The organism is Bradyrhizobium canariense (assembly GCF_019402665.1).
Classification (GTDB): Bacteria; Pseudomonadota; Alphaproteobacteria; order Rhizobiales; family Xanthobacteraceae; genus Bradyrhizobium; species Bradyrhizobium canariense.
Genome location: NZ_VSST01000042.1, coordinates 146,022 through 172,636 on the forward strand (window position 1 = coordinate 146,022; position 26,615 = coordinate 172,636).

The 26,615-nt window shown below is 60.9% G+C and carries 29 protein-coding genes and 1 pseudogene; 8 read left to right on the forward strand and 22 right to left on the reverse strand.

Annotation, left to right across the window (positions count from 1 at the left end; translation table 11 throughout):
- The first annotated feature begins 37 nt into the window (after positions 1-37).
- The 4 genes from FXB41_RS22540 to FXB41_RS22555 all read left to right on the forward strand — a co-directional run bounded on the left by FXB41_RS22540 (position 38) and on the right by FXB41_RS22555 (position 2,547).
- On the forward strand, positions 38-790 hold the full coding sequence (locus FXB41_RS22540) for a glucose 1-dehydrogenase (RefSeq protein WP_219683243.1): 753 nt from the start codon (positions 38-40) through the stop codon (positions 788-790).
- Between the two features lie 32 nt (positions 791-822).
- A complete protein-coding gene (locus tag FXB41_RS22545) occupies positions 823-1,422 on the forward strand; it encodes an NADPH-dependent F420 reductase (RefSeq protein ID WP_219683244.1) in 600 nt (199 codons plus the stop codon).
- 70 nt (positions 1,423-1,492) lie between these two features.
- The gene (locus tag FXB41_RS22550; RefSeq protein WP_219683245.1) at positions 1,493-1,903 is read left to right on the forward strand and encodes a nuclear transport factor 2 family protein; all 411 of its coding nucleotides are present in this window, start codon (positions 1,493-1,495) and stop codon (positions 1,901-1,903) included.
- An 11-nt stretch (positions 1,904-1,914) separates the two neighbouring features.
- Positions 1,915-2,547 (forward strand): class I SAM-dependent methyltransferase, encoded by a 633-nt coding sequence (locus FXB41_RS22555; protein ID WP_219683246.1) that lies wholly within the window; start codon positions 1,915-1,917, stop codon positions 2,545-2,547.
- 122 nt (positions 2,548-2,669) lie between these two features.
- Here FXB41_RS22555 and FXB41_RS22560 read toward each other — a convergent pair whose 3' ends face one another.
- The 4 genes from FXB41_RS22560 to FXB41_RS42170 all read right to left on the reverse strand — a co-directional run bounded on the left by FXB41_RS22560 (position 2,670) and on the right by FXB41_RS42170 (position 4,682).
- On the reverse strand, positions 2,670-3,599 hold the full coding sequence (locus tag FXB41_RS22560) for an SDR family oxidoreductase (protein ID WP_246649042.1): 930 nt from the start codon (positions 3,597-3,599) through the stop codon (positions 2,670-2,672).
- Between the two features lie 60 nt (positions 3,600-3,659).
- Entirely contained in the window at positions 3,660-4,070 is a 411-nt protein-coding gene (locus tag FXB41_RS22565; protein ID WP_007592181.1) for an SMI1/KNR4 family protein, read from the reverse strand.
- A gap of 76 nt (positions 4,071-4,146) precedes the next feature.
- Positions 4,147-4,530 (reverse strand): hypothetical protein, encoded by a 384-nt coding sequence (locus FXB41_RS22570; protein WP_007592184.1) that lies wholly within the window; start codon positions 4,528-4,530, stop codon positions 4,147-4,149.
- On the reverse strand, positions 4,530-4,682 hold the full coding sequence (locus FXB41_RS42170; RefSeq protein ID WP_035992850.1) for an integrase: 153 nt from the start codon (positions 4,680-4,682) through the stop codon (positions 4,530-4,532). Before FXB41_RS42170 ends, FXB41_RS22570 begins: the two co-directional genes overlap by 1 nt.
- Before the next feature lie 119 nt (positions 4,683-4,801).
- On the opposite strand from FXB41_RS42170, the gene FXB41_RS22580 reads away from it, so the two are divergent.
- A complete protein-coding gene (locus tag FXB41_RS22580) occupies positions 4,802-5,194 on the forward strand; it encodes a VOC family protein (protein WP_007592186.1) in 393 nt (130 codons plus the stop codon).
- Positions 5,195-5,555: 361 nt separating this feature from the next.
- On the opposite strand, the gene FXB41_RS22585 is transcribed toward FXB41_RS22580, so the two are convergent.
- From FXB41_RS22585 to FXB41_RS22620, 8 genes are all read right to left on the reverse strand, one after another.
- Entirely contained in the window at positions 5,556-6,977 is a 1,422-nt protein-coding gene (locus tag FXB41_RS22585) for an FAD-binding oxidoreductase (RefSeq protein ID WP_219683247.1), read from the reverse strand.
- Positions 6,974-7,390, reverse strand: a complete 417-nt coding sequence (locus FXB41_RS22590) for a PaaI family thioesterase (RefSeq protein WP_219683248.1) — start codon at positions 7,388-7,390, stop codon at positions 6,974-6,976. The genes FXB41_RS22585 and FXB41_RS22590 overlap by 4 nt, the downstream gene beginning before the upstream one ends.
- Positions 7,391-7,402: 12 nt before the next feature.
- On the reverse strand, positions 7,403-8,635 hold the full coding sequence (locus FXB41_RS22595; protein WP_219683249.1) for a CaiB/BaiF CoA transferase family protein: 1,233 nt from the start codon (positions 8,633-8,635) through the stop codon (positions 7,403-7,405).
- Positions 8,622-9,326: a haloacid dehalogenase type II gene (locus FXB41_RS22600; protein ID WP_219683250.1), complete on the reverse strand. Its 705-nt coding sequence runs from the start codon at positions 9,324-9,326 to the stop codon at positions 8,622-8,624. Before FXB41_RS22600 ends, FXB41_RS22595 begins: the two co-directional genes overlap by 14 nt.
- A gap of 210 nt (positions 9,327-9,536) precedes the next feature.
- A complete protein-coding gene (locus FXB41_RS22605; protein WP_219683251.1) occupies positions 9,537-10,949 on the reverse strand; it encodes an MFS transporter in 1,413 nt (470 codons plus the stop codon).
- A gap of 164 nt (positions 10,950-11,113) precedes the next feature.
- Positions 11,114-12,028, reverse strand: a complete 915-nt coding sequence (locus tag FXB41_RS22610; RefSeq protein ID WP_219683252.1) for a LysR family transcriptional regulator — start codon at positions 12,026-12,028, stop codon at positions 11,114-11,116.
- 1,135 nt (positions 12,029-13,163) lie between these two features.
- Positions 13,164-13,700, reverse strand: a complete 537-nt coding sequence (locus tag FXB41_RS22615) for a peroxiredoxin-like family protein (RefSeq protein WP_219683338.1) — start codon at positions 13,698-13,700, stop codon at positions 13,164-13,166.
- A gap of 75 nt (positions 13,701-13,775) precedes the next feature.
- Positions 13,776-14,528, reverse strand: a complete 753-nt coding sequence (locus tag FXB41_RS22620; RefSeq protein WP_219683253.1) for a sulfite exporter TauE/SafE family protein — start codon at positions 14,526-14,528, stop codon at positions 13,776-13,778.
- A 246-nt stretch (positions 14,529-14,774) separates the two neighbouring features.
- Between FXB41_RS22620 and FXB41_RS22625 the strand changes: the two genes are divergently transcribed.
- A complete protein-coding gene (locus FXB41_RS22625; RefSeq protein WP_219683254.1) occupies positions 14,775-15,671 on the forward strand; it encodes a LysR family transcriptional regulator in 897 nt (298 codons plus the stop codon).
- A 462-nt stretch (positions 15,672-16,133) separates the two neighbouring features.
- Here the strand turns inward: FXB41_RS22625 and FXB41_RS22630 are convergent.
- From FXB41_RS22630 to FXB41_RS22655, 6 genes and pseudogenes are all read right to left on the reverse strand, one after another.
- Positions 16,134-16,879 (reverse strand): annotated as a pseudogene (locus FXB41_RS22630) (NADP-dependent oxidoreductase).
- Between the two features lie 179 nt (positions 16,880-17,058).
- A complete protein-coding gene (locus FXB41_RS22635; RefSeq protein ID WP_219683255.1) occupies positions 17,059-17,550 on the reverse strand; it encodes a DUF3788 domain-containing protein in 492 nt (163 codons plus the stop codon).
- Between the two features lie 87 nt (positions 17,551-17,637).
- Positions 17,638-18,336 (reverse strand): FMN-dependent NADH-azoreductase, encoded by a 699-nt coding sequence (locus tag FXB41_RS22640; protein ID WP_246649045.1) that lies wholly within the window; start codon positions 18,334-18,336, stop codon positions 17,638-17,640.
- A gap of 40 nt (positions 18,337-18,376) precedes the next feature.
- Positions 18,377-18,922 (reverse strand): carboxymuconolactone decarboxylase family protein, encoded by a 546-nt coding sequence (locus tag FXB41_RS22645; protein WP_219683256.1) that lies wholly within the window; start codon positions 18,920-18,922, stop codon positions 18,377-18,379.
- 34 nt (positions 18,923-18,956) lie between these two features.
- Entirely contained in the window at positions 18,957-19,664 is a 708-nt protein-coding gene (locus FXB41_RS22650; protein WP_246649048.1) for a nitroreductase family protein, read from the reverse strand.
- A gap of 130 nt (positions 19,665-19,794) precedes the next feature.
- The gene (locus tag FXB41_RS22655; RefSeq protein WP_219683257.1) at positions 19,795-20,751 is read right to left on the reverse strand and encodes an AraC family transcriptional regulator; all 957 of its coding nucleotides are present in this window, start codon (positions 20,749-20,751) and stop codon (positions 19,795-19,797) included.
- Here FXB41_RS22655 and FXB41_RS22660 point away from each other — a divergent pair.
- Both FXB41_RS22660 and FXB41_RS22665 read left to right on the forward strand, forming a co-directional pair.
- On the forward strand, positions 20,725-21,000 hold the full coding sequence (locus tag FXB41_RS22660) for an NnrS family protein (protein ID WP_219683258.1): 276 nt from the start codon (positions 20,725-20,727) through the stop codon (positions 20,998-21,000). The two genes, FXB41_RS22655 and FXB41_RS22660, sit on opposite strands and share 27 nt — an antisense overlap.
- A 194-nt stretch (positions 21,001-21,194) precedes the next feature.
- Positions 21,195-21,344 (forward strand): hypothetical protein, encoded by a 150-nt coding sequence (locus tag FXB41_RS22665; RefSeq protein ID WP_219683259.1) that lies wholly within the window; start codon positions 21,195-21,197, stop codon positions 21,342-21,344.
- Between the two features lie 484 nt (positions 21,345-21,828).
- Here the strand turns inward: FXB41_RS22665 and FXB41_RS22670 are convergent, their stop codons facing one another.
- The 4 genes from FXB41_RS22670 to FXB41_RS22685 form a co-directional block, all read right to left on the reverse strand.
- Positions 21,829-22,569: an ATP-binding protein gene (locus FXB41_RS22670; RefSeq protein ID WP_219683260.1), complete on the reverse strand. Its 741-nt coding sequence runs from the start codon at positions 22,567-22,569 to the stop codon at positions 21,829-21,831.
- 305 nt (positions 22,570-22,874) lie between these two features.
- Positions 22,875-23,279, reverse strand: a complete 405-nt coding sequence (locus FXB41_RS22675) for a baeRF12 domain-containing protein (RefSeq protein ID WP_219683261.1) — start codon at positions 23,277-23,279, stop codon at positions 22,875-22,877.
- On the reverse strand, positions 23,276-25,189 hold the full coding sequence (gene nhaA, locus FXB41_RS22680; RefSeq protein WP_219683262.1) for a Na+/H+ antiporter NhaA: 1,914 nt from the start codon (positions 25,187-25,189) through the stop codon (positions 23,276-23,278). The genes FXB41_RS22675 and nhaA overlap by 4 nt, the downstream gene beginning before the upstream one ends.
- Positions 25,190-25,220: 31 nt before the next feature.
- Complete coding sequence (locus FXB41_RS22685) at positions 25,221-26,285, reverse strand: ATP-binding protein (protein ID WP_219683263.1); 1,065 nt, start codon at positions 26,283-26,285, stop codon at positions 25,221-25,223.
- Positions 26,286-26,615 lie beyond the last annotated feature (330 nt).

Consider the following 26,615-nt stretch of genomic DNA (forward strand, 5'->3'; position numbering starts at 1 on the left):
CTGGTCCACACACACACACAACGAAGGAAGAAAGATCATGAAAAAACTAGAAGGCAAGATCGCAATCATCACCGGCGGCAGCAGCGGGATCGGGTTGGCCACAGCCAAGCGCTTCGTGGACGAAGGTGCGCATGTCGTGATCACCGGGCGACGCGAGAAAGAACTGAAGGAAGCCACGGCCTTCATCGAGAGAAACGTGACGACGGTCATCGGCGACGTGTCGCGCCTGGAAGATCTGGACCGGCTCTATGCCGTCGTGAAAGAGAAACATGGTCACATCGACATTCTCTTCGCGAACGCGGGCGCGGGAACGATCGCACCGCTCGCGATGGCTACCGAGGCCCATTTCGACCAGACCTTCGACGTCAACGTGAAGGGGCTGTTCTTTACAGTGCAAAAGGCCCTTCCCCTCTTTAGGGATGGCGGTTCGATCATCCTGAACTCTTCGGTGTCGAACGTGAAGGGGCTGCCAGGGTTCAGCGTCTACGCCGCGAGCAAGGCGGCGGTGCGCAGCTTCTCGCGCGCTTGGACGCTGGAGCTGAAGGACCGCAGAATCCGCGTCAACACGATGAGCCCCGGACCAACCGAAACCCCTGCCCTGGAAACAACGACGGGCTTGACCGCCGAGCAAGCCAAGCAAGCGGCCGCCGGATTTGCTTCACAGGTCCCGATGGGGCGCAGGGGCAAGCCGGAGGAAATCGCGGCTGCCGTCACTTTCCTCGCCTCCGATGAAAGTTCTTACATCACCGGCGTGGATCTCGCCGTCGATGGCGGCATGGCGCAGGTCTGACCGCGCCATCGACACAAGATCGGAGAAACACCATGAGCTACGCGATTATCGGCTTCGGCCATATCGGCCAGGCCCTGGCCAGGGCGTTTGCCCGCAATGGCGTCGAAGTATCCGTTGCAACCACGCGCGACCCGGAAAGCTTTGCATCCGCCGCGGCCGCGATCGGACCTTCGATCATTCCCAAAAAGCTGGTGGACGCGGTCAAGGCGGACATCGTCTTTTTGGCGGTCCGTTTCGAGTCGCACCAGGATGTCGCGAAGGCGCTGCCCACTTGGCAGGGCAAGACCATCATCGATGTGACCAACGCCTACGGCGTGCCGCTTGAGAAACTGGGAGGACAACCTTCGTCCAAGGCCCTCGCGCAAGCCTTCACCGGCGGTCGACTGGTCAAGGGCTTCAACCATTTGGGTGCTGCCGTGCTTGGTCAGGATCCGGCCGTCCATGGCGGCAGGAGAGTCGTGTTCCTGGCCAGCGACGATGACGCCGCCGCAGCGGAGATCGGCGCGCTTGCGGAAAAGCTCGGCTTCGCGCCGATCAAACTCGGCGGGCTTTCCGAAGGCGGACTGCTCGTGCAGGCGCGCGGAAACAGCTGGGGCCACCTGATCTTCAAGGATCTGGTCAAGTTCGGCTGATGAACACGGGGACACGAAGCATGCGATCGGATCGCGCGCGATCCGATCCGAGCGAAACGGAGAAATTCCCATGAGTATCGAGAAGAACATCCAGACCGTGAAGGACTTCTTCGCCGCGATCGGCCGTGGCGACAGAGAGGCTCTGCTGGCGCTGGTCACTGAGGACATCGAGTGGATCATTCCGGGCGAGGACTGGCCGCTGGCCGGAACGCATCGCGGGCACGACGGGGTGACGGATCTGCTGGAGACGGCATCCAGGTCGGTCGAAACGTCCACCGAACCCCGGGAGTTCGTCGCGCAAGGCGACCGGGTCCTGGTCGTCGGCTTCGCGAAGGGGAAGATCAAAGCCACGAACAAGACGTTTAGGGACGACTGGGTCTTCGCCATCACCGTTCGCAACGGCAAACTGACGAACATCAGGGAATACATCGACACGCAGGCACTGGCACGAGCCGCGCGCGTGTCGAATGCCCAAGCCTAAAGGAGATCCAGATGTACGACCAATCCAAGCTGTCCGAGTTGATCCGGTTCGCACGCATCAATGCGGGCTCCACCGTCATCGACGTTTACCCGGGCGACGGCGACTGGACCCGTCTCTTCTCCGAGATCGTGGGAGGCGAAGGACGGGTTGACAGCTTCGTGCCGGCCGAAGTCGCGCACTTCAAGAACGATCCGCTCGGTCGCATCCAGACGCTTGCAAGGGAGCCGGGTCGAGACAACGTCGAAGCCGTCTCGGCGGACCTCGTGGCGATGCCGGAGGCGACGCGACCGGCGGACGTCCTCTGGCTGCACCTGTTCTACCACGATCTCCACACCGCGCTGATCCAGGCCCGGGGCGCGACGGCGGCCGACTTCAATCGAGCCGTCTACGAGCGGCTGAAGCCCGGCGGGTGCTACGTCATCGTCGACCACGCTGCCGCGCTCGGGGCGGGCACGAGCGAGGCCCAGTCGCTGCATCGGATCGAGCCTGCATCCGTTCGCAAGGAGGTGGAGGCGGCCGGCTTCGTGCTGGACGCGCAAAGCACCCTGCTCGCGAACAAGGACGACCCGCACACGATCAAGGTGTTCGATCCCGCCATCAAAGGCAACACCGATCGCTTCGCCTATCGGTTCGTGAAGCCGTGACGCCTTCCCCGCGAAAGCAGCGCGCGACCCTTCACTCCCGCACAATCGACCGCGCCGGGATGCCCGCGCCGATCAGGATGCGGCAAATCCCTGAATGTTTGTTACCCGGCATGACGGCGGGCTCAGGCCTGCTGGGTGGGATAAAGCGTGAGGATGTTGACGTTGACCCTGGGCGGTTGCGTCACCGCGTAGAGGATGGCAGCGGCGATGTCCTCGCTCTCGAGCTGCTCCATGTCTCCCAGTCTGGTCTCCACCGCCTGGCGGACATCGGGACGCATCTGCGCGACAAACTCGGTTTTGACGGCCCCCGGCTCGATCGTCGTGACGCGGATGCCGTCCTTCCCGACTTCGCGTCGAAGCGATTCCGCCATGGCGCTGGCAGCATGCTTGGTCCCGGAATAGACCGTTGAGGCATGGATATAGCGTCCGGTGCCGGATGAGAGGATCACGATATGCCCCGAACCTTGCCGCTTCATTCCCGGCAGCGCGGCATGGATCGGGTAGAGCAGCCCCAGGAAGTTTACGTCGATCATCTGACGGTATTCAGCTGTCGTGGTGTTCTGGAACGGCGCGGCGACGCCAACGCCGGCTATGCAGAGCAACATGTCGAGCCGCCCAAACTCCTCGATAGCGCGCAGCACCATCGCCGAGACCTGCGCCTCGTCCGAAACATCGACTTCGAGCGGAAGCGCCTGGCCGCCGGCTTGGCGTATCCGCTCCGCAAGATCTCCCAAGCGCTGCATGCGCCGGGCTGCGATCGCCACGCGCGCTCCTTCGGCTGCAAGAGCCACGGCCGTTGCTGCTCCAATCCCGGATGACGCTCCGGTCACCAGCGCGACTTTTCCGATCAGTTTGCCTGTGCCCATGCGATGTCTCCGTTCGTCTTGCTCCCGCGGCTCACAGCATTGAACGACTTCTTGACGAAATCGCGGTGCGGCTTGTGCGGAGCGGACGCGCGCGAGGATCCGAGGCGAGGCTGCCGCGCAGCAGCAGCAAGCCCCAATACGAATGCGACGGATTTCGCTTTTGGCGGCGGGCTTCAGCAGCTCCAAACCGGCCGCTGGGCATCGACCTGACAGCGAAGTTGATCGTCGGCGCCCACGCGCGTGCTGCTATGAATCGGGGACCAGAACGGCGAGAAACTCCGGGAAGCTCGTCGCGACCAACTCCACGCGGTCCTCGCCAGGCTCCTGTTCGTGATCCCACCAATAGATGGCTCCGGTGCTCGGACCCATGCGGCAATCCAAAAGGTAGAGGTTACCACCTTGGTCTTCGCCAACTGCCAGCATCCCTTCGGGAAGGACGTCGCCAACCAGTTCATAACAACCATCGAGTTGGAGGTAGTCTTCAGCGTCCCCGATTTCGAAGATGCAGCTCACATCCCAGTAGTCTGGATTGGTCGAGACGACCTGAACCGGACGAGACGGCTCTTCCCTGTGTGACCGCAGGAAGGCGAGATACGTCACGGGCAAGCTGGCCCCAAGCGCTGCTTCCAAGCTCTCAATTCGTCGTTCGGCGTCCATAACGCGATGCTAGCGCTCGGCCCGCTCTGGCTCAATCGTCATCCCGCCCTCGTTCTTGAGCTTTCGGTCAGCCGGATCACTTTTGGGCCCTGCCGTCAGATGACTGCTCTGCCGACCCGCCGATTTTCTTCGCGACCACATAGACGTCGACGCCGCTCATCGAGCATTCCTCGCTTGATGCCTGGCTTTTCGTGATGACCTCGATTGTCTTGCCATCCTTGGTGTGAAACGTGATGTCGTAAACCTCCTGGTGGAGGTCCTTGCCGATCTTTTCGGATGCGAGACGAACGGCCTTGGTCTGCGCCTCGATCACGGATGGAATATCGATCAGGCCGGCGTTCTTGAGGTGCACGAGGGCCATGTTCGTGGGCCAACTCGCGCAGTCCGGAGACTTCGCCAGAGCCACCGCAGCCGGCATCACAAATATTGCGGCCAGTACCACTTTCAACGCGGCGCGCATCAATGCACCACCTTGATCGAGTGGTCGCCACTTTCGCAGATCTGCTTGCGCCTATTGATGGGCAGGACGGTAACGTACATGCCGTCGCGGTCGCCGCGCTTGTAGAGCTTCTTGCCAGGCTTAAGCTTCGGAAGTCCCGTATCGGTCAACAAGGTACTCTCCGTTCGGTTCGCCGCCAGATACTATCATGGTACTGCTTCATTATTCTCAAATACGTTGTTATCTTTTTGTCAAAAGAAACTCGACTGCCCTGTCAACTGAGGCCCTGCGAATGAAAAGCTTGAACAATCTAGAGTGCGTGACCCTCTTCGTTGACGACCTCGCGCGCGCGAGGGCATTCTACGAGTCCGTGTTCGACGCCAGGCCGATCTATTCCGACGCCGTATGCAGCGTGATCGGGCTCGGTGGCGTAATGGTCAATTTGCTACAGGAGACGGAGGCACTGCAGCTTGTGCAGCCGGTGGTGCCGGCTGCTTCGAGCGCCGGACCTCGCATGCTCATGACCATTCGAGTCGGCGATGTCGATGATGCCTGTGAGAGGCTCCGGCAAAACGGCGTAGACTTGGTGAACGGCCCGATCGATCGTCCCTGGGGTCGCCGCACCGCCGCCTTTTCCGACCCATCCGGTCATATGTGGGAGATCGCACAGGAGATACCCTCCTAACATCCGTCATCCGCGCCGGGACGTCTGCACCAAAGCGGTTCTCATTGGCGAGTGGCAGAGCATTGCTCCGATGGCATCAACAGGGCCAATCGGGCGATAGCGCCGCTATCCCCCTACTCCCACTCAATGATTTAGGAAGACGTTTTCGCGTTGATTTCCAAGCACAAATTCTCAAAGCTGACGGTCTAATGCCGACGGTATACCCGCCTGAATTTTTCGGTCTTGAATTCACAGGAAAATTTGCGAGGCTCTGAGGGTTGGCAGCTTCAGCAAGTATCGGAATCAATCGACGCACTAGAGGTACACCAAGTCGGAACGGCCTCTAGGGCTTTCGCCGACTTCCAGCCGATACCGTCAGCAGTCATTCTGCGGGTTCGCGTTGCAATGGTCGGAATATCTTGCCGGAATTGAACGAGCCGTCCTCGTTGAGCGCCGCCTTGATCCGGCGCATAAGATCGAACTCGACTGGATCTCTTTTGCTTTCAAGCAGGCCGACCTTGGCCCGACCGATGCCATGTTCGGCCGAAAACGCTCCACCCAGGGAGAGCACGATATCGTAGATCGCCTGGCTGATTTGCCTACCCTGCTCCGCGGCTCGTTCGGCGCCGAGCGCCGCGGGCAGGACGACGTTCAGGTGGATGTTGCCGCCTCCGACATGACCGAACGGAACGACCGTCACATCAGGGAAGCTGGCTTCGACGTCGGCGCAGCTTCGGCGAAGAAGCTCGGGCACATTTGCCACCGGCACAGCGACGTCGTGTTTGATGTCGCGTCCCGCCTTCTTCTGGAGCTCGGTCTGGTCTTCACGAAGGCGCCAGATCTGCTTCTGTTGCTCTCCGCTTTGGGCAAGCGAAGCATCGACGATGGTGCCGTCCTCCAGCCTGTCGGCGAGGAACGCTTCCAGCATGTCCTTCAGACCGGCTCCCGGACGGCTCGAAGTCAGTTCGACAAGGACGTAGTGGTCCGCCTTCTCGACGGGCGAACGAAGCCCTTCGCGCTTCGCCAGCTCGACGCACGAGCCCGAGAGGTACTCGATGGCACGCACATTCCCGTCCGCGGCCGCGCGCAGCTTCATCCAGAAATCCAGCACCTGGCTCTCGGTCTCGACCGCGCAGAAGGCGACCTCGCGACCGACCGGCAGGGGCGCGAGCTTCATCGCCGCGGCCGTGATGATGCCGAGCGTTCCTTCCGAACCGGCAAAGAGGTGCTTGAGGGCGTAGCCGGTGTTGTCCTTCCGGAGCGTGCGCAGGCCGTTCCAGATCCGTCCGTCGGGAAGCACGACCTCCATTCCGAGCAGAAGATCTCTCGCGCTCCCGTACCGTACGGCAGAAATGCCGCCTGCGTTCGTCGCCAGTGCGCCACCGAGCGTGGCGGTGCCTTCCGAGGCGAAGGACAAGGGAAACAACGCGCCCGCCTCCGCCGCCGCGCTCTGAAGCTCGGCGATGGTTGCGCCCGCCTCCGCGATGACGGACATGTCGACCTGGTCGACCGTCCTGATCTTCTTCATGGCGCCGGTGTTGATCACGACCTGCAGGCCCGTTTCGTCCGGCGTCGAACCGCCGATGAGCCCCGTGTTGCCGCCTTGAGGCACGACGCCGACGCCGGCCCCCCGACAGATGCGGACACTCTGCGAGAGCAAGCTTGTCGACCTAGGGCGCAGCACGCAGGCTGCGTTGCCGCGAAGCAGACCGCGCCAGTCCGAGAGATATCCGTTCGCCAGCGCCGGATCGGTGATGCAATCGGAGCCCAGCAACTCCCGGAGCCTGGCGACGACGTCGTTCACAACTGCTTCCAGGTGGACGTCGCTTGCGCGATCGTTTCTTCGGCGCCATCCTGGGCCGACGACTGCAGGAAGAAGGTCTTGCGTCCCTTCTTCAGAAAGCTGGCACAGCAGGTGACCAGTCCGCGCCGGGCCGGGGCGAAATACTGGACCTTCATCTCGAGCGTCGCGCCGGGGCCGAACTGATGCTTAAGAAGATGTCCCATCGAGATGTCGAGGGCCGTCGCCAGCACGCCACCGTGGAGCGAGTCCTGCGGGTTAAACATGTAGGGCCTCACGTCGAGAGAGACGATGCAGACGTCGGCCTCATAGGAGGCCGTCATCCCGAAGAAGCGCGACAGGAAGAACGATCCGAATTCATGGCGACCGTCCCCCATGGCTGTCACGACCAGTTCCCGAACCTGCGCCTCGTCCATCCGTTCTGCTCCCTATTCGGCCGACTGCTTCAGCGCGGCATCTCCGAAGGCCCCCTTGGAGGCGAGATCTAACACCTCCTTCCGCGTCCAACCGAGCCAGTGCTCGAACACCTCAACGGTGTGCTCGCCAAGAGTCGGCGGCGGCGTGGACGGCGCGGGCGGCTTGTCGTCGAAACGCAACGGCCGGGCCACGAACTTGACTTCGCCGGCGACCCTGTGCGTCACGGTCTGGACCATGTCGCGCTGAACGAGCTGAGGCGCTTCGCAGACCTCGCCGACCGTCCTGATCGCGCCGCACGGAATGCCGGTTCCGCTGAAGATCTCGAGCCAACGGTCGCGCGGCTCGGACTTGAAGATCGGACGCAGAATCGCGCCGAGCGCGGCGCGGTTCGCCGCCCGATTGGGAGCCGTGTCGAAGCGGGGGTCGGCTTCGAGGTCCTTGCGACCGATGACGGCGCAGAACAGCAACCAGAACTTGTCGTTGGCCACGCCGAGGTTGAACCAGCCGTCGATCGCCTCGAAGGTTTCGTAGGGACTGATGGTGGGGTGAACGTTGCCGCGACGCTTCGGGCTTTCTCCGGACGCGAAGTATATGCCGGCGTTGAACGTCAGCAGCGAGGCCATGGCGTCCAGCATGGAGACGTCGACCCGTCCGCCGACGCCGCTCCTCTCGCGCTTCATGAGCGCTGCGAGCACCGCCTGCGATGCGTAGAGCCCGGTGACCAGGTCGGCGATGGACGTGCCGACCTTCATGGGCGGCCCGTCCGGATCTCCGGTGATGTCCATGACGCCGGACTCGCCCTGGAGGATCAGGTCGTAACCGGGCCGGCTCGCGTCCGGACCGGTCCGGCCGAAGCCGGAGATGCTGCACTGGATGAGCTTGGGATTGTGGGCGCCCATCGCTTCGTAGGACAAGCCCCATTTATCGAGGGTCCCTGGCCTGAAGTTGTCGATCACGACGTCAGCGGCCCTGGCGAGCGCGATTACCGCGTCCCGCCCCGCCGGCGACTTCAGATCGATCGCGCAGCTGCGCTTGTTGCGATTGACCGACAGAAAGTACGAACTCTCCCCGTTGACAAACGGAGGACCGTATCGGCGACTTTCGTCGCCGATACGCGGATCTTCGATCTTCACGACGTCCGCACCGAGATCACCGAGATGCATCGTGGCGAAGGGGCCGGAGACGACGCGGCACAGGTCCAGGACCTTGATGCCGGAGAGAGCTTCCGCACTAGACGAACGCATCTGCCAGATCCTTCATCGTGGGGACGGTGATGTCGGGCTTGTGCGGCGTCTCTTCAAACGGCCGATCGCGGCGATTGATCATCGCGGTACGCATGCCGGCCGACTTCGCCCCGATGACGTCGAACGCATGGTTGGCGACGAAAAGGATCTGATCCATCTTGAGGCCGAGGATCTCGGCGGCCTTCGTGTAGGTCGCGACGTGCGGCTTGAAGGAGTTCGCCTCGGCGACCGAGATCACGTTGTCGAACGGGATCTTGTGATACTTCTTGGCCGTCTCAAGCATGTCGCGGTCGCCGTTGGAGAGCACGACCAGCTTGTACCTGGTCTGCAGCATCGCCAGCGCCGCCGGCACCTCGGGAAAGCATTCGAGCTTCTCGATCTCACCCACCAGGTATTTCACCTCGTCCTTCGTGTACTTGATGCCCGACCGGTCCATGACCTGGGAGACGGCGCGGTGACCGATCTCCCGATAGGGCGTGTGCTCGCGGTGGAGCAGCGCGTCGATCATCGAATTCTCGAAATGGGTGCGGCGCCACCAGGTGACGAAGGAGTTCGGGTTGCCCGTCCAGCCCTTCCCCTCGAGGAACGGCGTCGCGATCTTGACAAGGCCACCCTGCATGTCGACGACGGTGCCGTACTGGTCGAACATGCACACCTTCACCGTGTCCTTCAGTTTCTGGATGTTGGTCATTGCTTCTTCCCCTTGCTCATTGGCGGAATGGATGATCCAGATTTGACCGCATCCATCGCCATTTTCGAAATGGATTGTTCTTCTGCGCACATTCGTGACGTGAATGTCGTGACTACCGTCGCGGCTCCACAGGTCAGTCACAGCTCCTGCAAACGGCTCGACGGCAGTGAGCCCGAAGGGAATCTCCGGGTTCGTTTTGGTCCGTGTCCGCTAGGCTCCGATGCTGACGACCTTCTCTCTCGAAGCCGAGGCTTCCGTCCCGGTCGGCGCGCCCGAGACTTCCTCAAGGGCGCGACCCTTGGTCTCGAAGCCGAAGATCATGAAGACCACCGCCTGGAAGAAAAGAATGCCCGCGAGCGTTACCAGCACGCCGACGAACCCCTTCCACGCAAAGATCGCGATGACGGCGAATTGGACCAACGCCGTCGTCACACGCCCGGCGGTCGCGCAGATAGCCGTGCCACGGAGCCTGTAGCGGGTCGGGAAGAGCTCCGGAACGTGCATGGCGAAGCCGGTGGCCAACATCACGTAGATCGCGGTGACGAGAAGGAAGCCGACCACGACGAGCGGAGCGCCGTCCGGCATGAACGGATACGCCAACCCGAAGGCCGCCGCCGCGATCGACGATCCGATGATCGACGGTCTACGACCGATCGCATCGGCCAGCGCCAAGCCGATGAGCGATCCGACCGGGCCGCCCAGAGACATAAAGGTCGTGTAGCCGAGCGACGAGACAACGCTGTGGCCACCCTTCACCATGAACGTCGGCAACCAGCCGATGAAGCCGTAGAGGCTGAAGCCGACGACGATGTGCAGGAGGCTGCCGAGCAAGGTGCGAGCGAGGTAAGGGGGGGCGAACAGGCGCCAGACGGATCCGCCCTCGTCTTCTACGCGCTGCACGGTCGAAACCGGCGGCAGCGGCCCCTTCCTGACAGCTTCCGCTTCGATGCGAGCGAGGATCGCCTCGGCTTCGTCGGCGCGGCCGTTAGCGGCTAGCCAGCGGGGCGACTCCGGCATCGACTTTCGGAGGAACCAGACGATCATCGCCAACACGCCAACGAGGCCGAACATGTAGCGCCATCCGAGGCTCGGAATGACCCACAGGCCAACCATCGACGAGACGAACAGGGAAAAGTTGGTGATCACGGCCAGGATACCGATCCATCGGCCGCGGGATGATGCAGGGACGAACTCGGTCAGGGTTGCGTAACCGACGACGATCTCGGCGCCCAGCCCGATCCCGATGACGAGGCGCGCGGCGATCAGTGCCTGCATGGACGGAGCAAGCGCGGCCGCCAGAGAGGCAAGGCCGAAGATGGCCAGATTGATCTGATAGGAGAAACGGCGACCGTAGCGATCGCCCAGAATGCCCGAGAACCAGGCACCCAAAGTCATCCCGATGAAGGTCGCGGTGACGAACGCCGCGTTGAGCTCGAGTGTCGACCACCCCTCCTTCAGCACGGCTCCGAGAACGCCGCCGGCGAGGTAGATGTCGAAGGCGTCGAGGAACATGCCCGCGCCGATCAGCGCAAGGATCCGCCAATGAAAGCCGCAAATCGGCAGCCGATCGAGGCGAGCGCCCGCGTTGACCGATGCCGCCTGTACGTCCGAAATCGCTTGCATCCATTCCTCCCAAGGGTCGACCGAGATCGACCGAAATTGTTTGGGAGCAGAATGGCGATCGGGATGGCGGCGTCTAATCGGAATCCGCTATTCCATTATTTGGCAGACCAATAATCCTGCTTTTGCTGCGGATTATCAAAAGATGGTCGGCGAGCTGCCCTCTCTCAGTCGTTGTCGGGAAGGCCTCGCGTGGCATCGACGAAGATCGAACGCAACCAGTTCAGGTCCTGACTGGCATCGTGCCTTCGGTGCCAATACATCGACCATTCGAAGGGATCGGACGCAAACGGCAGGTCTCGGATCGCAAGATCTTCCGCGACCATCGCGAAGGCCAGGCGCCGCGGCATGACCGATAACAGATCGGAATCCCGCAGCATGTGCGGGACCAGCAGCCAATGGGGAACGTTGATCGCGACCCGACGGGTCAGCCCTTGCCGGGCGAGAACGTCATCGACGAAGCGGAGGTCTGTCGGCGATATCGAGACCTTGAGATGCACCGCCTCGAGGAACGTCTCCATCGTAAGGGGCCGCTGCGCCAAAGGGTGGCCTTCGCGCATGACGCACACCATCCGGTCCCTCATCAGAACGACCGACTTGATCGAATTCGAATGCGCGAGACCCATCGAGATCGCAAGGTCGATTTCGTCCTTCTCCAAGGCCTCCACCGTATGCGTCGGCGAATAGTGGACGACGTCGAGCTGCGCGAAGGGGGCCGTCGTTTCCAACGTCTTGCTGACGGCGGGAAGAAGGAGACGGCTGAGAAGATCGGACAACCTCACGGAAAAGCTCCGTGTGGTGGTGATCGGATCGAAAGCGGATTCGCTGTCCAGAAGGCGCTCCAACTGCCGCAAAAGCCGCTTCACCGGCTCCGCCAGCTCGATCGCACGCGGGGTGGCCTGCATGCCGTTGGCCGTCCGGACCAGAAGCTCGTCCTTGAAGATGTGACGCAGCCTGGAGAGCGCATTGCTCATTGCGGGCTGACTAAGGCCAATCCTGTCGGCAGCACGGGTTACGTGAAGGTCTGTGAGAAGAGCGTTCAGAGCGACCAGAAGGTTGAGATCGACAGATCTGAGGTTCATGACATACCGTCATTGATATCACGAATAATGCAACGGCTAAAATCCACAATACAAATCCAGATCAATCGGCGTCAACGTCCCCTCTCGGAGAGGTCCATGTGACCAGTTTCGGAAGAATCGATCGGAGGCGGTCGAGCGGCGCGCACCGGAACTCATAGAAGTCAGCTTGGGTGAGGCAGACTGGATCGTTCCTGCCAGCGCTGTGGAAACTCAGTCCGTAGGCGCAATGTCAATCGCGGGCGGCCTCAAATAAAGGCCCCGGCTCAGGCAGCTCCAGCTCTGCTGTACGCTGTGGTTCGACGCAGTACACTGAAACTGCGTGAGCGGGCTGAGGCCGAAGGGGATCGGGTTAGGCAATCTCTGGCGCTTCAATCAATACGGGACCGTGGGGAATGAACTCGGTCAGATACCGCTTTGGTTTTCGGATTCCCGGCGGCTGGAAATCCTGATCGGAGACTCAAGCAGACGCAGGCTATCGACTTCCCAAAACAGGATCCAATTCCCTTTGTTATCGAGGGGATACTTCAGAGCACTCTCCGGGCGGTACATCATTCCGTGTTTGTGGGCTCGATTTTTCGCGACTGATGAACCAAGATATCGAGCCGCCCAGGTGACACTGGGTGGATTGACAGGACGCACTGGATCGGACGCATAGATCAAAACATCGCATTTTTCACCGGAGAGCATGGAATCGAGGCTGTTGAATAGCTCCCAATTTCTACTGCCGAACGCAACCTTGCCTGCTCGTTGCAGTGTCCTTGTGCCCGAAAGCAAAAGTTCTCCGCGGAAAGGATGCAATCCGGAAGACCTCGAAGCGGACCGGCCGATCCTCCCAGCGCCGCGATGCTGCCAGGTTCAACCTGATCCCAGGGTGCCGAGGCAGAGGATGAATCGATGGCGCAAGCAATACCGCGCTGATGTCCAGGCAATTAGCAAGATGGTCCCGCGTGATCGCTGTGTTTCGCTCGCGAGATCCGCCTTCAAATTCGAACCGGCCATTTAGCGCATCGCGCATCACCCTGGAGTAGAATATCTGCAACGATCTGCGCCTCGCCGTCCGTGGTCCTGAACGGAACCCGAGTTGCGGTCGCATCGGTGTTTATTGTTCCAGTGTCGCCAACCTTCAGAGACGTGTTCAGACCGGCCCTGTGTATTCGCCTCTCGCCGGGTAGTCATTTTTGATGATGTAATCGACGGCTTGCACCATCTCACCGAAATTTGGTCGAACGAACGGCATCGACTGTACTGAAAGATAGTAGATCGTCTGATCGGGTTCGATCAAAAAAACGCCGGGCTCCGAAAACTTCGGCGGCTCCTGTATGTCGATTGAGCTTTTCCCGCGCGAAGCCGAGATATAGAGACCCCATTCGCGGGCCGCTCTTAATTCCAAACCGTAACCAACTCGCAGGTTCTTTGCCGCGATCTTTTCCGCCATCCGGCGTGCCCGCACTTCCCCGTCTGAGCTGACGGCGATCGTTTCGACGCCGCGCTGAGCAAAAGCAGGCGTCAGGCGCTCCAACTCCTTCAGGTAGTTTGCGCAAATGGGGCAGTGCAGACCGCGATAAAAGCAGACGAGAGTCAGGCGCTCTGGTTTTTCCGTAGCGAGATTGAACCGTCCATGGTCAAGAGTTTCGATGATCAGCTCCGGGGCATTCTGGCGTGGTACGAGCATGGAAATTCCTTCGCGGAGATTCAGTGAACCTGATGGAACGGACGGGCTTACGATCTGGGGCATCGTCATTCTGCCTCAGAGGAAGAATGGATGAACGGCCAGTTCAAGGCCAAGAACTGCGAGGAGAATAAGGAACCAGCGTCGAAAGGTTGCGGCGCTTATGCGCTCGCGGACCATTGTCCCGACCTGCATGCCCAGCAACGCAGGAATGACCGCGAGGGCGGACAAGGTAACATTTCCAAGATGGAAAGCGCCGCCACGAGCCAAGCCCGCTGCAAGTGCAATTGTTGACACTGTGAACGACAGCCCCAGAGCCTGGATAAGATCGTCTTTGGAAAGCCCGAGAGCCTGAAGATAGGGAACGGCGGGAAGCGTGAAAACCCCGGTTCCTCCATTGATCAACCCGGTTGTCAACCCAATGACAGGCGCCAATAGACCCTCGAAGCGCGCAGGAACCGACAATGGCTTCGCAGACAAGCCGTGCACCGCATAGACAATCAGGGCGGCACCCAATCCAACACTTGCGAATACCGTATTGGCGCTCATCAGAAGCCATGAGCCGGCGAGTGTGCCAACCATGATGCCGAGCATCATCACCCAAAGTCTTTTCATCAGCGCCAGGAAATTCGGCCCCGTAAAGAGCTGCCAAAAATTGGTGACAAAGGATGGAATGACCAGCAGCGAAGCGGCGCTGACTGGCGACATGATCGCACTGAGGACGCCCATAGCCACGGTTGGCAGGCCCATGCCGGCCACCCCCTTGACGAACCCGGCGACGAAAAACGTCAGCGCGATAGCCAGAACATGCGACGAAAGATAATCACTCATTCTGAGCCACTCGGTCTGGGCCGTATTGCGGTTGAAGACTTCGTGCAGGCCGATGGCATCCGCGCTAATATCGCCTGATGGGCTGGTGATAAATCCCCGTTCTCGCCGAGACGCCACTCTCCAATCGCTTGTGTTCTCGTCACAAATCGACAAAAATGGCGTCGCATGATGTAGAGTACGCGCACCGGCCGAACGTCACAATTGGCCATTTCCGATGGGTGGCTTCGGCAGGGACGAAGGAAAAGAATGCGCTTCGATTTGACGGACATGCGGTTGTTCCTGACCGTGGTGGAGCAAGGCAGCCTCACCAAAGGCTCAGAGACCATGAACTTGGCGCTCGCTTCCGTGAGCGAACGCATTTCCGGAATGGAATCTTCGCTTGGCGCGCAGCTCCTGGAACGAAATAGGCGTGGGGTCACTACGACTGCGGCCGGTAACGCCCTCGTTCGCCATGCCCGCTTGATCCTGGACCAAGTCGAGCAGATGCGTGGAGAACTGCGCACCTATGGCACTGGCCTGAAAGGGCGCATCAGGCTGTTGTCCAACACGGCTGGGTTGGCTGCTTTTCTACCGCATCAACTCGGCCAGTTCTTGGTAGCCTATGGGGATCTTTCTATCGATCTCCATGAACGGCCAAGCACTGAGATTGCACTGGCCATCGCAGAAGGTCGTGCTGATTTGGGAATTGTGGCCGACATCGCAGATTTGACAGCATTGCAAACTCGCCTAATCGCGCAAGACCAACTCGTCGTTGTGGCGAGTGAAACGCATCGCATCAGCGATCAACGATCGATACCCTTTGCGGAAATCGTTGGTGAGCCGTTCGTCGGCTTGTCCGATGCGGCGCTGGAAGCTCATTTAGGAGAGCGCGCAGCCCGTCTAGGTCGTCAGATTTACTATCGCATTCAACTCAGGCGGATCGAGAACATCGCGATGATGGTTGAATCAGGTGTAGGGATCGCAATCTTATCGGAGGCGTCAGCAAAAGATTTGAGGCATCCTGGTTTGACGATAGTACCGCTGCAAGAACCCTGGGCGCTTAGGAAACTTTATCTTTGCGCGCGTGATTTCTCTGCGCTCACGCCGCACGCCGGCTTGCTCGCGCAAAAGCTTATGGAGCCGGAGGTTGCCGCTCGATTATAAAAACAAAATTATGCGTATTTATCAACAATCTAGAGGCGCTAGGCAGTCTATGCCATGAAAAATGCCATGCTCCACGACTTTCCTGCTCGATTCTTCGCTTCCTCGGTCACGCAGCGCGTCGTGCGGCCAGCGCGAAAAGATACCATCACCGCTTATCGCACGCGGCCTACGGACCCATCGTGCTTGTTGCTTCTCGCCCTTGATTCAAGATCAGCCCTCTTGCGTTTGATAAGACGCTATCGAATGAGTGCGCTTCGCTGCGGCGGTGTGGAAGGCACACAGCCAGCAAAGATCCGAGATGGTGACGGGAAGACAGCGGCGTCATGGCTCGATGCGCCAAGCCCATCCACCAGCTGGCATCGAGTCCGGCCCGTTTAGGTCCAGCAATTCGATCGACTCTTCGAAAGCCTATGTGCGCCTGCTTTTGCGGACGACATTGTGCAGCTTTGACTCCGGCGGACGTCACGAGCGAACGCGGATGATCGTTTTCCCCGCGTGCCGCTCAGTCGAATTGAACGTGGCGACCGCGTCGTCCAAGGATGAAACCTTGCCGATATTTGTCTGCAGTCTTTCATCCCGCACTCGCTGAACGATCTCGGTCAGTTGGGCACGATCAGCCTCGACGACGAAGTCGATTGCTAAGCCATCGGCAGGTCGAATATCCGTCGGTCCGACGACTGTCACAAGCGTGCCGCCTGCACGGATCAGCGCTGCCGACCGCTTCTGCATATCCCCGCCAATGACGTCAAACACGAGATCGACGCCGCCGACGTCCTCCAGGGTGTCATTCACAAGATCGACGAATTCATTTGCACCGAAGTCGAGAGCCTTCTGGCGGTCGGCGGCGCGTCCAGTGCCGATGACATAGGCACCCGCCTCTCGGGCAAGCTGCGTCACCATCGAACCGACGGCACCGGCCGCGCGATGCCAGTCCGAGAGGCCGAATACCCGTTGACCGATTGACAGCCCCGTGGTGCCGTAGCCTAGCGCGGTGATCACACCGGCCAGTTCGTGACCGAGGATCGACGGCGTCCGGTCGCGGAAAGCCCGATCTGCCCAGGTCGAAGGCCACTCCAGTTCGGTGTTGACGAACCCCGCCGCGGGACCTGTACGACGACATCATTTATCGCCGCCTGCGGCTCAGGCCGCTCCACCAGCTGCATCCCGGCCGCTCCCGTAGCCTGGTCTGTTACCACAATTGCTTTCATCGAATTGTCTCCTCAAGTTATGTTGCAGGCGCGGAGGTCATTTCGATCTCTCACTCAATTAGTCGCCAGTTCGATGCCTTCCGCGACGAGCTTGATGTCGAATTGCTGTGTGATATCGGCGAGACCGCCGCTCGCATTCCTAGGAGCCATCGCGCGGCGAACCAGCATTTTCGTGAACTTCACCCGCGCGACGGTGGCGGGCGCTTCATAGCCAAAAGCTCTGTCACATCATGCAGATCATTTTCCGACGAGATGGCAATCGTCAGCCATTTCCCGTCTATGTATGTTGTGGCTTCATCGTAGAGCTTGACCAATTGCGGGCGCCAGACATAACGCCGCTCCTCAAACTTCTCTCGTTCTGCTCCGCCCATGACCACCACGGCCGAAACCCGCTTGTATTCCGGCACCAAGGTGCAGAACGCCTTGGTCTTCTTGTAGCGCAGGGACCAACCGCGGTTCTTGCCCCCGTAGAGCCAGTCCGGCGCGAAAACTCCAGGGTAGAATTCGTCAATCCAGTTCCGCAGCTCGGCCCAATACTCGAACGCATCTGGTCCGATCCATTCGCGGACGGTGCCGTCATCGGGCGGTGCTGATTTGTCGATGATCCTGTCGCCGATTTGGGGAAGTGTCTCGCCAGCGGCTGTTACTCTCGTACCTGTACGTAACATCATCGAAAGACCTCGTCTTGATAGGCCGGCGGAGGCCGGAGGTTATGATGCGCGCGTGTCATGAACTTGCGGCGCGCCCTCAGAATGCTGCTAGCGCGACGCTCCCAAGCAGGGCGTCTGCATTGCGATACGGTCTACCGATGTCGGAGAGCACCGCAGGCCATCATCGAGAGGTCGAAGTTCTCGTATGACCGTCAGATCGATCTCTGCCAGGGCCTTCTTTCGAGCGAATGTGGCCTGCTCCCGGTCAATGAACCCGGTGGCTTGTACCGAGAGAAATTGCAGGGCTTTTAGCCCAATGCAGCCAAATGCCAGAGACAGATAAGGCGCGAGAAAATCGGGTTGGTTTGCTCGGTCCCCGGAAAAGACGCCACCGGAAGCGACGCCGATAAACACCGGACGGTCCGGGAGCATTCCGACCTTCCCGGCGGGCGTCGACATCATCGTGCGATCGACGCGCAAGATTTGATCGATCCACGCTTTCAGAACCGAGGGAATAGTAAAGTTGTGCATGGGCGTCCCGATGACAATCACATCCGCCGCTTCGACTTCCTGAACAAGCGCTTCGGAAACATCCAGAGCGCCCTTCGGTGGGGCCGCCAAGGCGGCCGGCGACGACAATGCGACCGCGTAATCAGCCATGGCGTGAGGCAAGGGTTCAGTCCCTAAATCACGCCGAGTGATGCCCGCCCCGGGCGCAACCTCGAGAAGCCTTTCGACGATCGCCGCTGAAAGCTGGCGGCTATGCGATTCCAGGCGCGGACTGACATCAATATGCAGGATGTTCATGTGATTGTTCCAATAGCTTCACGAGGGTGCGGGACCGAGCTCAGATCGAGCCGGCCGGCGTAACGGCGGGAAAGTCCTTCTCGTGATCGAACACGTTGTTGAAGAAGTTCGTCAGCGAGTACATGGCCACAAGCGCGACGATCTCGATGATGTTCGCATCGGTGTAGCCAGCATCGCGGACGGCTTTCAGATCAGCGTCGTGGACGTGGCCGCGGGTCTCAATGACTTTGCGTGCGAACTGGACGGCAGCGTCCCGCTTCCGATCCTTGGCGTGACCCCTTCGGGCCAGAATGATGTCATCGGCCTCCAGCTTGGCCATATGTTCGGCTGTAAAGCTGTGAACCGTCAGGCAGTAGTTGCAGCCGTTCACTTCGGAAACGGCGAGCCCGATGCTGTCTCGCGTCTTTACGTCGAGCACTTTGCTCAGGGATCCGAGCAGGGTTGCCCAGGAGTTGAACGCGATCGGACTCTGCGCGAAGGCAGCCATCATATTTGGGGTGAACCCGATGTTCTTAGTGAACGCGTCGAGAGTCGGTTTCGATTCAGGCGGCACCTGTTCCGGCTTCAGAGCGGCAATTCTTGACATCATTGTCTCCATAAGCTCTCGAGTTGATGATTGATTATGCAAAGTCCAGGACATCAACCACGGGCAAGCGTGGCTTCTGCGGCCAGTTGCCAGCTCGCTCCGGCCCAACGGTCAACAGCATGACCGGCACTTCGTCTTCGGCCAGGCCGAACTCGCCGTGCACCGCATCGGAGTCGAAACCGATCATTGGCGTTGAACCCAGGCCCAGCGAACGGGCCGCGTAGATGATCGCCGCGCTGCCAAAGGTCGCGGAGCGCACGGCTTCGTCGCGCTGGCGCTGCGGCTGATTGTCATACAGACCGCGAGCTGGGATTTCCCACTCCGGCACCATGTGCGCCGGCATGATGCCGGCTTCCACCACGGGCGCCAGCCGGTCGGGGACGGTGCTGGCATCGGCCAGCCTACCGATGATGATGAAGGTCACAGCCGCGTCGGTGATCGCGGGCTGATTCCAGGCGATCGGACGCAGCCGTGCCTTGGCTTCTGACGAGCGTACGGCGATGAAGCGCCAGTTCTGCAGGTGGAAGGAGGTCGGCGCGGACGTGCCGATACGCACCAGGTCGCGGATTTGGTCGTCGCTCAGCGTGGCGGTAGGGTCATAGTACTTGGCGGCACTGCGGCTCAGGATCGTTTCGATGACGGCGTTCGTCGCGAAAGCGTTTTCGCTCTTCCCGGTCTCCCCGATGATTTCGACGGCTGCGCGGGTTGCGGGTCCGGTGGTGGCAAGGCTGACGCAGTTCATTGGATGGCTCCCTCATCAAGTGATTACGGAGCCTAATTTACGGGGACGAGTGATAATTTCGAGACTGGATTGGCTCAAGGTGATGCGCGAAAGGATCAAACCGCGCCTTCTGGATCCCAAGGCGCCCGCCTTACTCGCCATTGTGCGCCAGTCGCCGCCACTCCCCCGGCGTCATCCCCATCCTTTCGGCGAAGACATGCCGGAATGCCGAAACGGATTGATACCCAACGGTCTCGGCCACGGCCTCAGTGCTGATCCCTGGCTTCTTCAACTCGTTGGCGGCCAGACTCATGCGGAGATCGGTCAACAAATCGAGGGCGGAGCGACCCAGCTTGTCCTGGAACTGGCGCATGAACGTAGCGCGCGACATCCCGCACAAATCGGCCAGATCGGGCAGTTTCCAAGGCCGCGCTGGATCCGCGAACATCGCCGCAACGGCTGGAGCCAGTCGCGGATTGCCAGCCACGGCCAACAAGCCCTCGGCCGATTTTCCGGATTCGCTCGCGGCGCGCAGGACGAGAGTGAATAGGACCGAAGAGAGCGCGTTGAGAATGGCGCGCCCTCCCGCCCTGTTACCGGCGGACTCCATTCGCATCAGCCCGACAAGTCCGGCAAGTTGGTTGGATGCGGACCCGATGCCCTCTTCTCCACGGCTGTCCACAGCCCGTGTCACCACATTAGCGGGCAGGTAGTTGCGGATCAGTCGATCATGGGGTGGCGCGACGAAAAACCGTCCGCACAGCAGATCCAGTTGCTCACCCCGCCCATCGTTCTCGCTCAACATCCATCCGGCAGAGCCCCGGCTCTCGTGAGTACGGACCGGCGTTTGGCCGCTGCCGTCGTGCAGCACATGCGCAGCACCATGAGGGAGCAGCACGATATCCCCGTTCCCTAGTTCCCACGCTGTTCTCGACTCCGGATCCTCGAGAATGGCCCGGCCCCCGACAATCACGTGATAGGGGATCTCATTCGGCGCTGCCTTGGCCCAGGTAACACGCCATGGCGCGCCGTACGCGCAACGGACTTCGAGCTGGCCGGTAACGGTCACGATTTGCAGGAGATGGCTAAGCCAGTCCACTTCAGACATTGGACCTCGAAAACTGGAAATGGTGAAACAGCTTATCGTAACTGTGCATTGGTTCCAGCTCTCCATGCCTTGCCGGTTGGCGCGATCGGCGCAATGACGCTGGCCATCACGACCCGCGCCTCGCAGGGGCACACGGGGCGACCGCTTGTTGCCGAATTGGGACGCAGGCAATCTACGCCTGTGAGTCTCGCTGCTCTTCCGCGCGTCCTCTCACCGCTCGCGGGCGCGCGATATGTCGGATTGAAGTAGATGACGCGCTTATCGCCGAGCAGATCGAGCTCTAACACCCGCTGATGGCTATCGACGAATCGTCGCGCATCATCGCCATCATCGCCGAGACCGCATAGCCCCGGCATCAACGGGACGTCTGCTCGCATGGTGCAACGCTCAGGGAAGCGCGTTAATCTACGTGGTATAGTTTTTGCTCGTTTGGTGTTAGCTTGATGGTGCGTCCGCTGACTCGCAGCGCACCGCACATTCGTCAAGCCAGCCAACCCCAAGAGGAAGACATGGCAAAGAAAGCGAAGAAGGCAAAGAAGACTGCCAAGGCGACCAAGAAAGTTGCCAAGAAGACCAAGAAGATGAAGAAGTAAGCGCGCGTTTTTCCGCAAAGCCGCCGCAGTGTCGCGACCAAATCACTGGTCTGGCTTGACGCATCGCAAGCTGTCTCTGGCCGAAAACGCGGCGACGGTCAGACCGGCCCCATGTGCACACGGCTCAGAAAGCCTACAACTGATGCACATGGGTCCGGTTTTTTCCGGGCGTTGGTTGGCCCCCTGTCGCACGTGTCACGATTTCCGGCTTGCAGTTATCGCTCTTGGCCCACCCCTTCGTTGAAGAGGCGGCGTCGGGGCGCCTCCAGCGCTCATTTCGTTGACAATGACTAACGCCTGTTTTTGCGCCGGGAACCGCCAGTCCTCCCAACCCGCCGTCACACGCATACGAGTGTCGCATAAGGCCGTTCGCTCCCAATTCAATTGCTCGGGAGATGGAAAGAGGATCGTCAACTTCGATGCCGGCATAACCAACCGTGCTCTCAATTTAGCATGGCCGAGCAGTCGCTGATCTGCCCTGAAGTTACCCCCCTTTCTGTAGATCATTGCAGCCTTCTTCTCTTGGGACCTGCAAGCTGTGAGAACGACGCACGTTCCTTCGCTTCAAGACAACATGAGCTGCGCCGGCGGCACGTTGCTCGGATACAGTCAACGGGAACGTGAGAAGGAAAGAAGACCCTTCGGCCGCACAAGACGCATGAACGCGGCCACCCAAACTGTTGGCCAACTCGCCGACGATCGTTAGCCCGCAACCGCGCACGATGAGATCGGATGCCGAGCCATTGTCAGAGACCGCGCACCTTGCGACGTTACCTGCAACCAGCAACTTAACTTTCGCTTGCGGATGTCTATCCTCGAATCGAGCATGTCGCGCCACATTGGTCAGCAGCTCGGATACGATCAAACCAAGCTTCCAGCAGCGTTCGCCCTCAAGCCGCAAATCATTCGCCGAACACAAGAGACGTATACTCCGCCGGTGCAGCCGGTATTTGGTGAAGGAGAAGCAAAGATGCTGGAGATATCTTGAGGCGTCGGTCAGGTGCCCAGGATCCGGCATGCGTAGCGCCTTGTGGACATCAGCGTAGCCATGCAGGAGTTCTACCACGTCGAGGAGCGCGGCCTTCACTGCCACGTCATCCGACTCCACCGCTTTGCCTGAAATCGTGCAGATAGCGCTAGTGAGCTTGTTATTTACTCTGTGGTTCAGCTCACGAAGAAGCAACGATCCGTCGGGATGCGGTAACGGTGCAATGTGCCTTGTCATTTCGGGCTCCAATGATCTTTCTTTCTGTAACCTGCCGCAGGACCAAGCAGGGACTCCTGTAACTCCACGCCGCGCCAGTTCGGTCTATGTCGCGTCAAAGAGGAATCTCGGCTGGCACCACGCAAGGATCTTCCAGAAGATGATTGCGGCTCGCGAGGCGATTAGGCCTTTCGGTCATGCGAAGGCTCCTTCAATGCGAGATGCCGGTTACTCCCGTGAGAGATTGGAACGTGACACCGAGCAGGCAGCAGAACCTTGCTTCCTCTTGATGCTGCCTGGAATGCCAGGGGCACCCCAGAGGCGCGTCAGGCGTTGGCGATCAATGAGGCGATATCCTCGAGCGGACGCCGGCTGAAGTCCTTCGCGAATTCGCCCATGATCTTCCCTTTCAGGTCGCGGTGGAAGTGCTTGCGCATCTCCCCCAGGGTCCTGGGGTCGGAGACAACGATCAGGTGTTTTATCGTCCCGTCCAGGCTCAGCTTGTTCAGGAACGCAGCCGCAGCTGCCGCGAAGTTGTCCTCCTCGAGCCGGCTCCCATCGGGGTTCGCAGAGCCGGTGTGATGGCGCGCACCCGAGCCTGAGTGGGCCGGCGCAGGCGGAGCCGCCGTGATCTCGACCAAATGCACCCCAGGTTTCACGCCCGTATTGTGGAAGAGGCGGACCGTCTCGCCGTCAGCGACTGCTACTGTCGTACCGGTAGGTAGAATCATCGAAAGACCTCTTGTTCAGGATCCCGCCTAAACGCCGGCGGGCACGATACTTGCGTGCTTGCCCTCTGCGGCGCCTCTTCGATGAGCTCCTGACGCGAAGCTCCCCAGAGCAGGGCAGTCCCAAGGACTGCCGAAAGAATTGACGCGGCGAACACGGCGATCTTGGCGGCCGAGAAGTCGGGAGCGCTTGGAAACGCTTGCCCGGCGATAAAGAGCGACATCGTGAAACCGATGCCAGCGAGGGCTCCCGCCCCGGCCAGCTGCCGCCAAGTGTACTCTGCCGGCTTGAAGGCTATGCCTGCGCGCACGGCCGCGCCAGCCGCGAGGAAGACGCCGAGCGGCTTTCCTATTGCGAGGCTAGCGACGATCGCGGTCATGAGCCAGCCATGCCCAACAATAATGCCCGGATTAATCGCCACGCCCGCATTCCCCAGTGCGAAGATCGGGAGGACAGCGTAGCTCGACCGCGCGCCGGCGTGCCGCAGCAGCCGGTCGGCAGGCGATTCAACTCTGTCGTAGATTGCCTCGAGCGCGTGCAGCGCCGGAGTGGAGGGGCCATGCCTGAGAACCTCGCCCTCGTGCCGCGCCTCGGAGGCGATGATGGTGCTGGCCTGCGTCATCAGGGCAGCCAGGTTGGCGGGCGGGCGCGTCGGAACGAACAGCGCCAGTACCACGCCAGCCAGCGTCGCGTGGAGGCCGCCCGCGTAGATGAACGCCCACAAGGCGACGCCCAACAGGATGTAAGGCGAGAGAAGGTAGACTCTTGACCGGCTCAGCAGCGCCAGCGCAACGACCACCGCGGCAGCCGCGGCCAGGTAGCCCGGACGGACATCGCCGGAGTAGAACACAGCGACCACGACGATCGCACCGATGTCGTCGACGATGGCCGCCGCCGTAAGGAAGATGCGCAGCTCAACGGGAATGCGGGCGCCCATCAGCGCGATCAAGGCAATCGCGAACGCAGTGTCGGTCGCCATCGGAATGCCCCAACCGCGCGACCACGGCCCCGCAGGGATAACCAACGCATACAGAAGCGCCGGCACGACCATACCGCCCAACGCGGCGGCGATCGGAAGCGCGGCGGAGCGGCGGCTTGCGAGGTGGCCAACTGTCATCTCGCGCTTCACCTCCAATCCTACGACGAGAAAAAACACCGTCAGCAGGCCGTCGTTGACCCAATGGAGGATGGACATCTGAAAGGCTGCGTCACCCAAGCTCACGCCGAACTCCCGGCGCCAGAGCGCCTCGAACGCCGGCGCGGCCGGCGAGTTCGTCAAGAGGATCGCCGCTACGGTCGCGAGGACCAGCAAAATGCCGGCTGACGGGCCCCAGCTCGCGAAGTCCAGGGCTGCCGTACGGACGCGGTGGCCGAGCGTGCCAAGCATCGCGTCGACGAGCGAGCTCTCGTCCCAGGGTCCGTCGTAGCGCCGGCGGTTGATGTAGAAGGTCGGCGTGAATCTCACCCCGCTCGCGCGTGAGCTTGCGACGTCCGCCTCCACCCTCGCCCTCGCGCGCTGCACGGCGTCGCTGTCACCGAGCGCGAAATTGGCGTTCACGCCAAGATCGGCGGCAACCGCGACGAGGTCGTCCTCTGTGAGCTGCACCGACCTCGTCATCAGTTTGATGTGCGCGGACCAGAACGCCTCGGGGGTCTGGGCAAGCTCGGCGAGCTCGGCGGCCTGAAGCGAAAGGCTGTTGTCCGTGAGCGGCCTGTGCCGGAAGGCGTAGCAGACGCGGTCGCCTAGTTGGTCGCGTGCTTGTGCGATGCGCTCGTTGGCAGCCCTGCAGTGCGGACACGCGTAGCTGCCGTACTCGACGAGCGTGATCTCGGCATCGCTGGGGCCGAGCACGTGGTCCGTCTCGTGGTCGACCGGACGGTCGAGCCGGCCGGGCGGGATCATGAGCTGCATCGCTGAACAGGGCTCCAGGTGTTCGCGCCGGCTACGGAGTCGTCGCAGCCGTCGCTGCGTTGACGACGTGGAATAGGCCGCTATCGGGCAACGGCGTGTACGCGATCTCCGCACCGACGATACCGCTGGGGAGCCGTGCTGCGTGCATGCACGGGAGGAAGAGGCGCACTAGCGTGCCGCCACCCCCCTCGCTCTCTATACAGACCGCGCCGCCTCGTCCTTCGGCGAAGCGCTGGACCTGGAGGGGCCCGAGGCCGGTGCCGCTTCCCGCAGCTATTGTCGTGAAGTACGGGGTGAAGGCCTGCGAGAGAACCTCCTCGGTGCCCTCCCCGTCCCGGGCCACGACGATCTCGACGAACCCGCGCCCCGCGAGAGCGGAAGGTTCGACGTTCCGCGCGGCGACGGTGATCGCGCCGCCCCCTGGCGTAGCATCGGCCGAGTTTCGGCAGAGGTTCAGTAGCGCGAAGTACAGCTCCTCCGGGTCGGCGTCGAAGTCCCACAAATCAGGGGCTATATCGGTGCGGACCGTGATGTCAGGACGCAACGCCTGATCCAGCGTTTCCGCCAGCGCTGCGAGCCGGCTGCCTGCGACGAACCCGCCGACCGATTCGGGGAATGGGCGCGTAGCGTCGAGGAGCTGACGGCTGGGCAGCGCTCCTCGCGTGATCGCGTGCTGCATCTTGCTGACGACGGCCTTTCGGCATGCGGCGTCGCTCTGGGTTTCGAGTAGCCGCAGGCCGCCGCTGATCACAGCTAAACGATTGTTGATGTCGTGGACCACGAACTGCGCTACGTCTCCGATCGCGCTCACCCTCTCCAGCCTCCGGGACGAGAATACGCCCCGCGTGTCGGAGTGTGGGACGGTCCGGCACAGTACCCCGGAGATCTCGCCGTCGCGCCCGACAAGCGGTATCTCCACGCACTTGGACGCGATGAGACCGCTGGCGTCATCGCGGACGGTCCGCACCCTCGCACTGAATGCGCGCTGTACTCCAAACGCGACGCCGGCGTTGTCCGCGAGCACGACGACATCCTCCAGCAGAACGCTCTCGACCACACGGGGGAAGGAAACGTCGAATGTCTCTTTGATCTGCATGTCGGGCCTCCTGCTTGCGATCGTTCAACGGAATGTCGACTCTGGCCCGTACACGAGGGCGGACGACGACAGCACGAAGACTGACTTTATGATCGTCTAAAGGAAAATCACCTCTCGCCATGGAGTTGATAGCCAGCCGTTATCGGAATGACTGGAACACGGCGCGCCGCGGCGGGAGTGCGGCGCTTGCATCTGCTGTCTCGGGCTTCATGAGATAACCGCGCATAGGCCTATCAAGTGCGCCAGTGAAAACGGAAGGATGTCACGCTTTCTGCCGCACCAGCTACGCGGCTCAAGATTTGGTGAGTGGGGCTCATCCTCTCCATGACG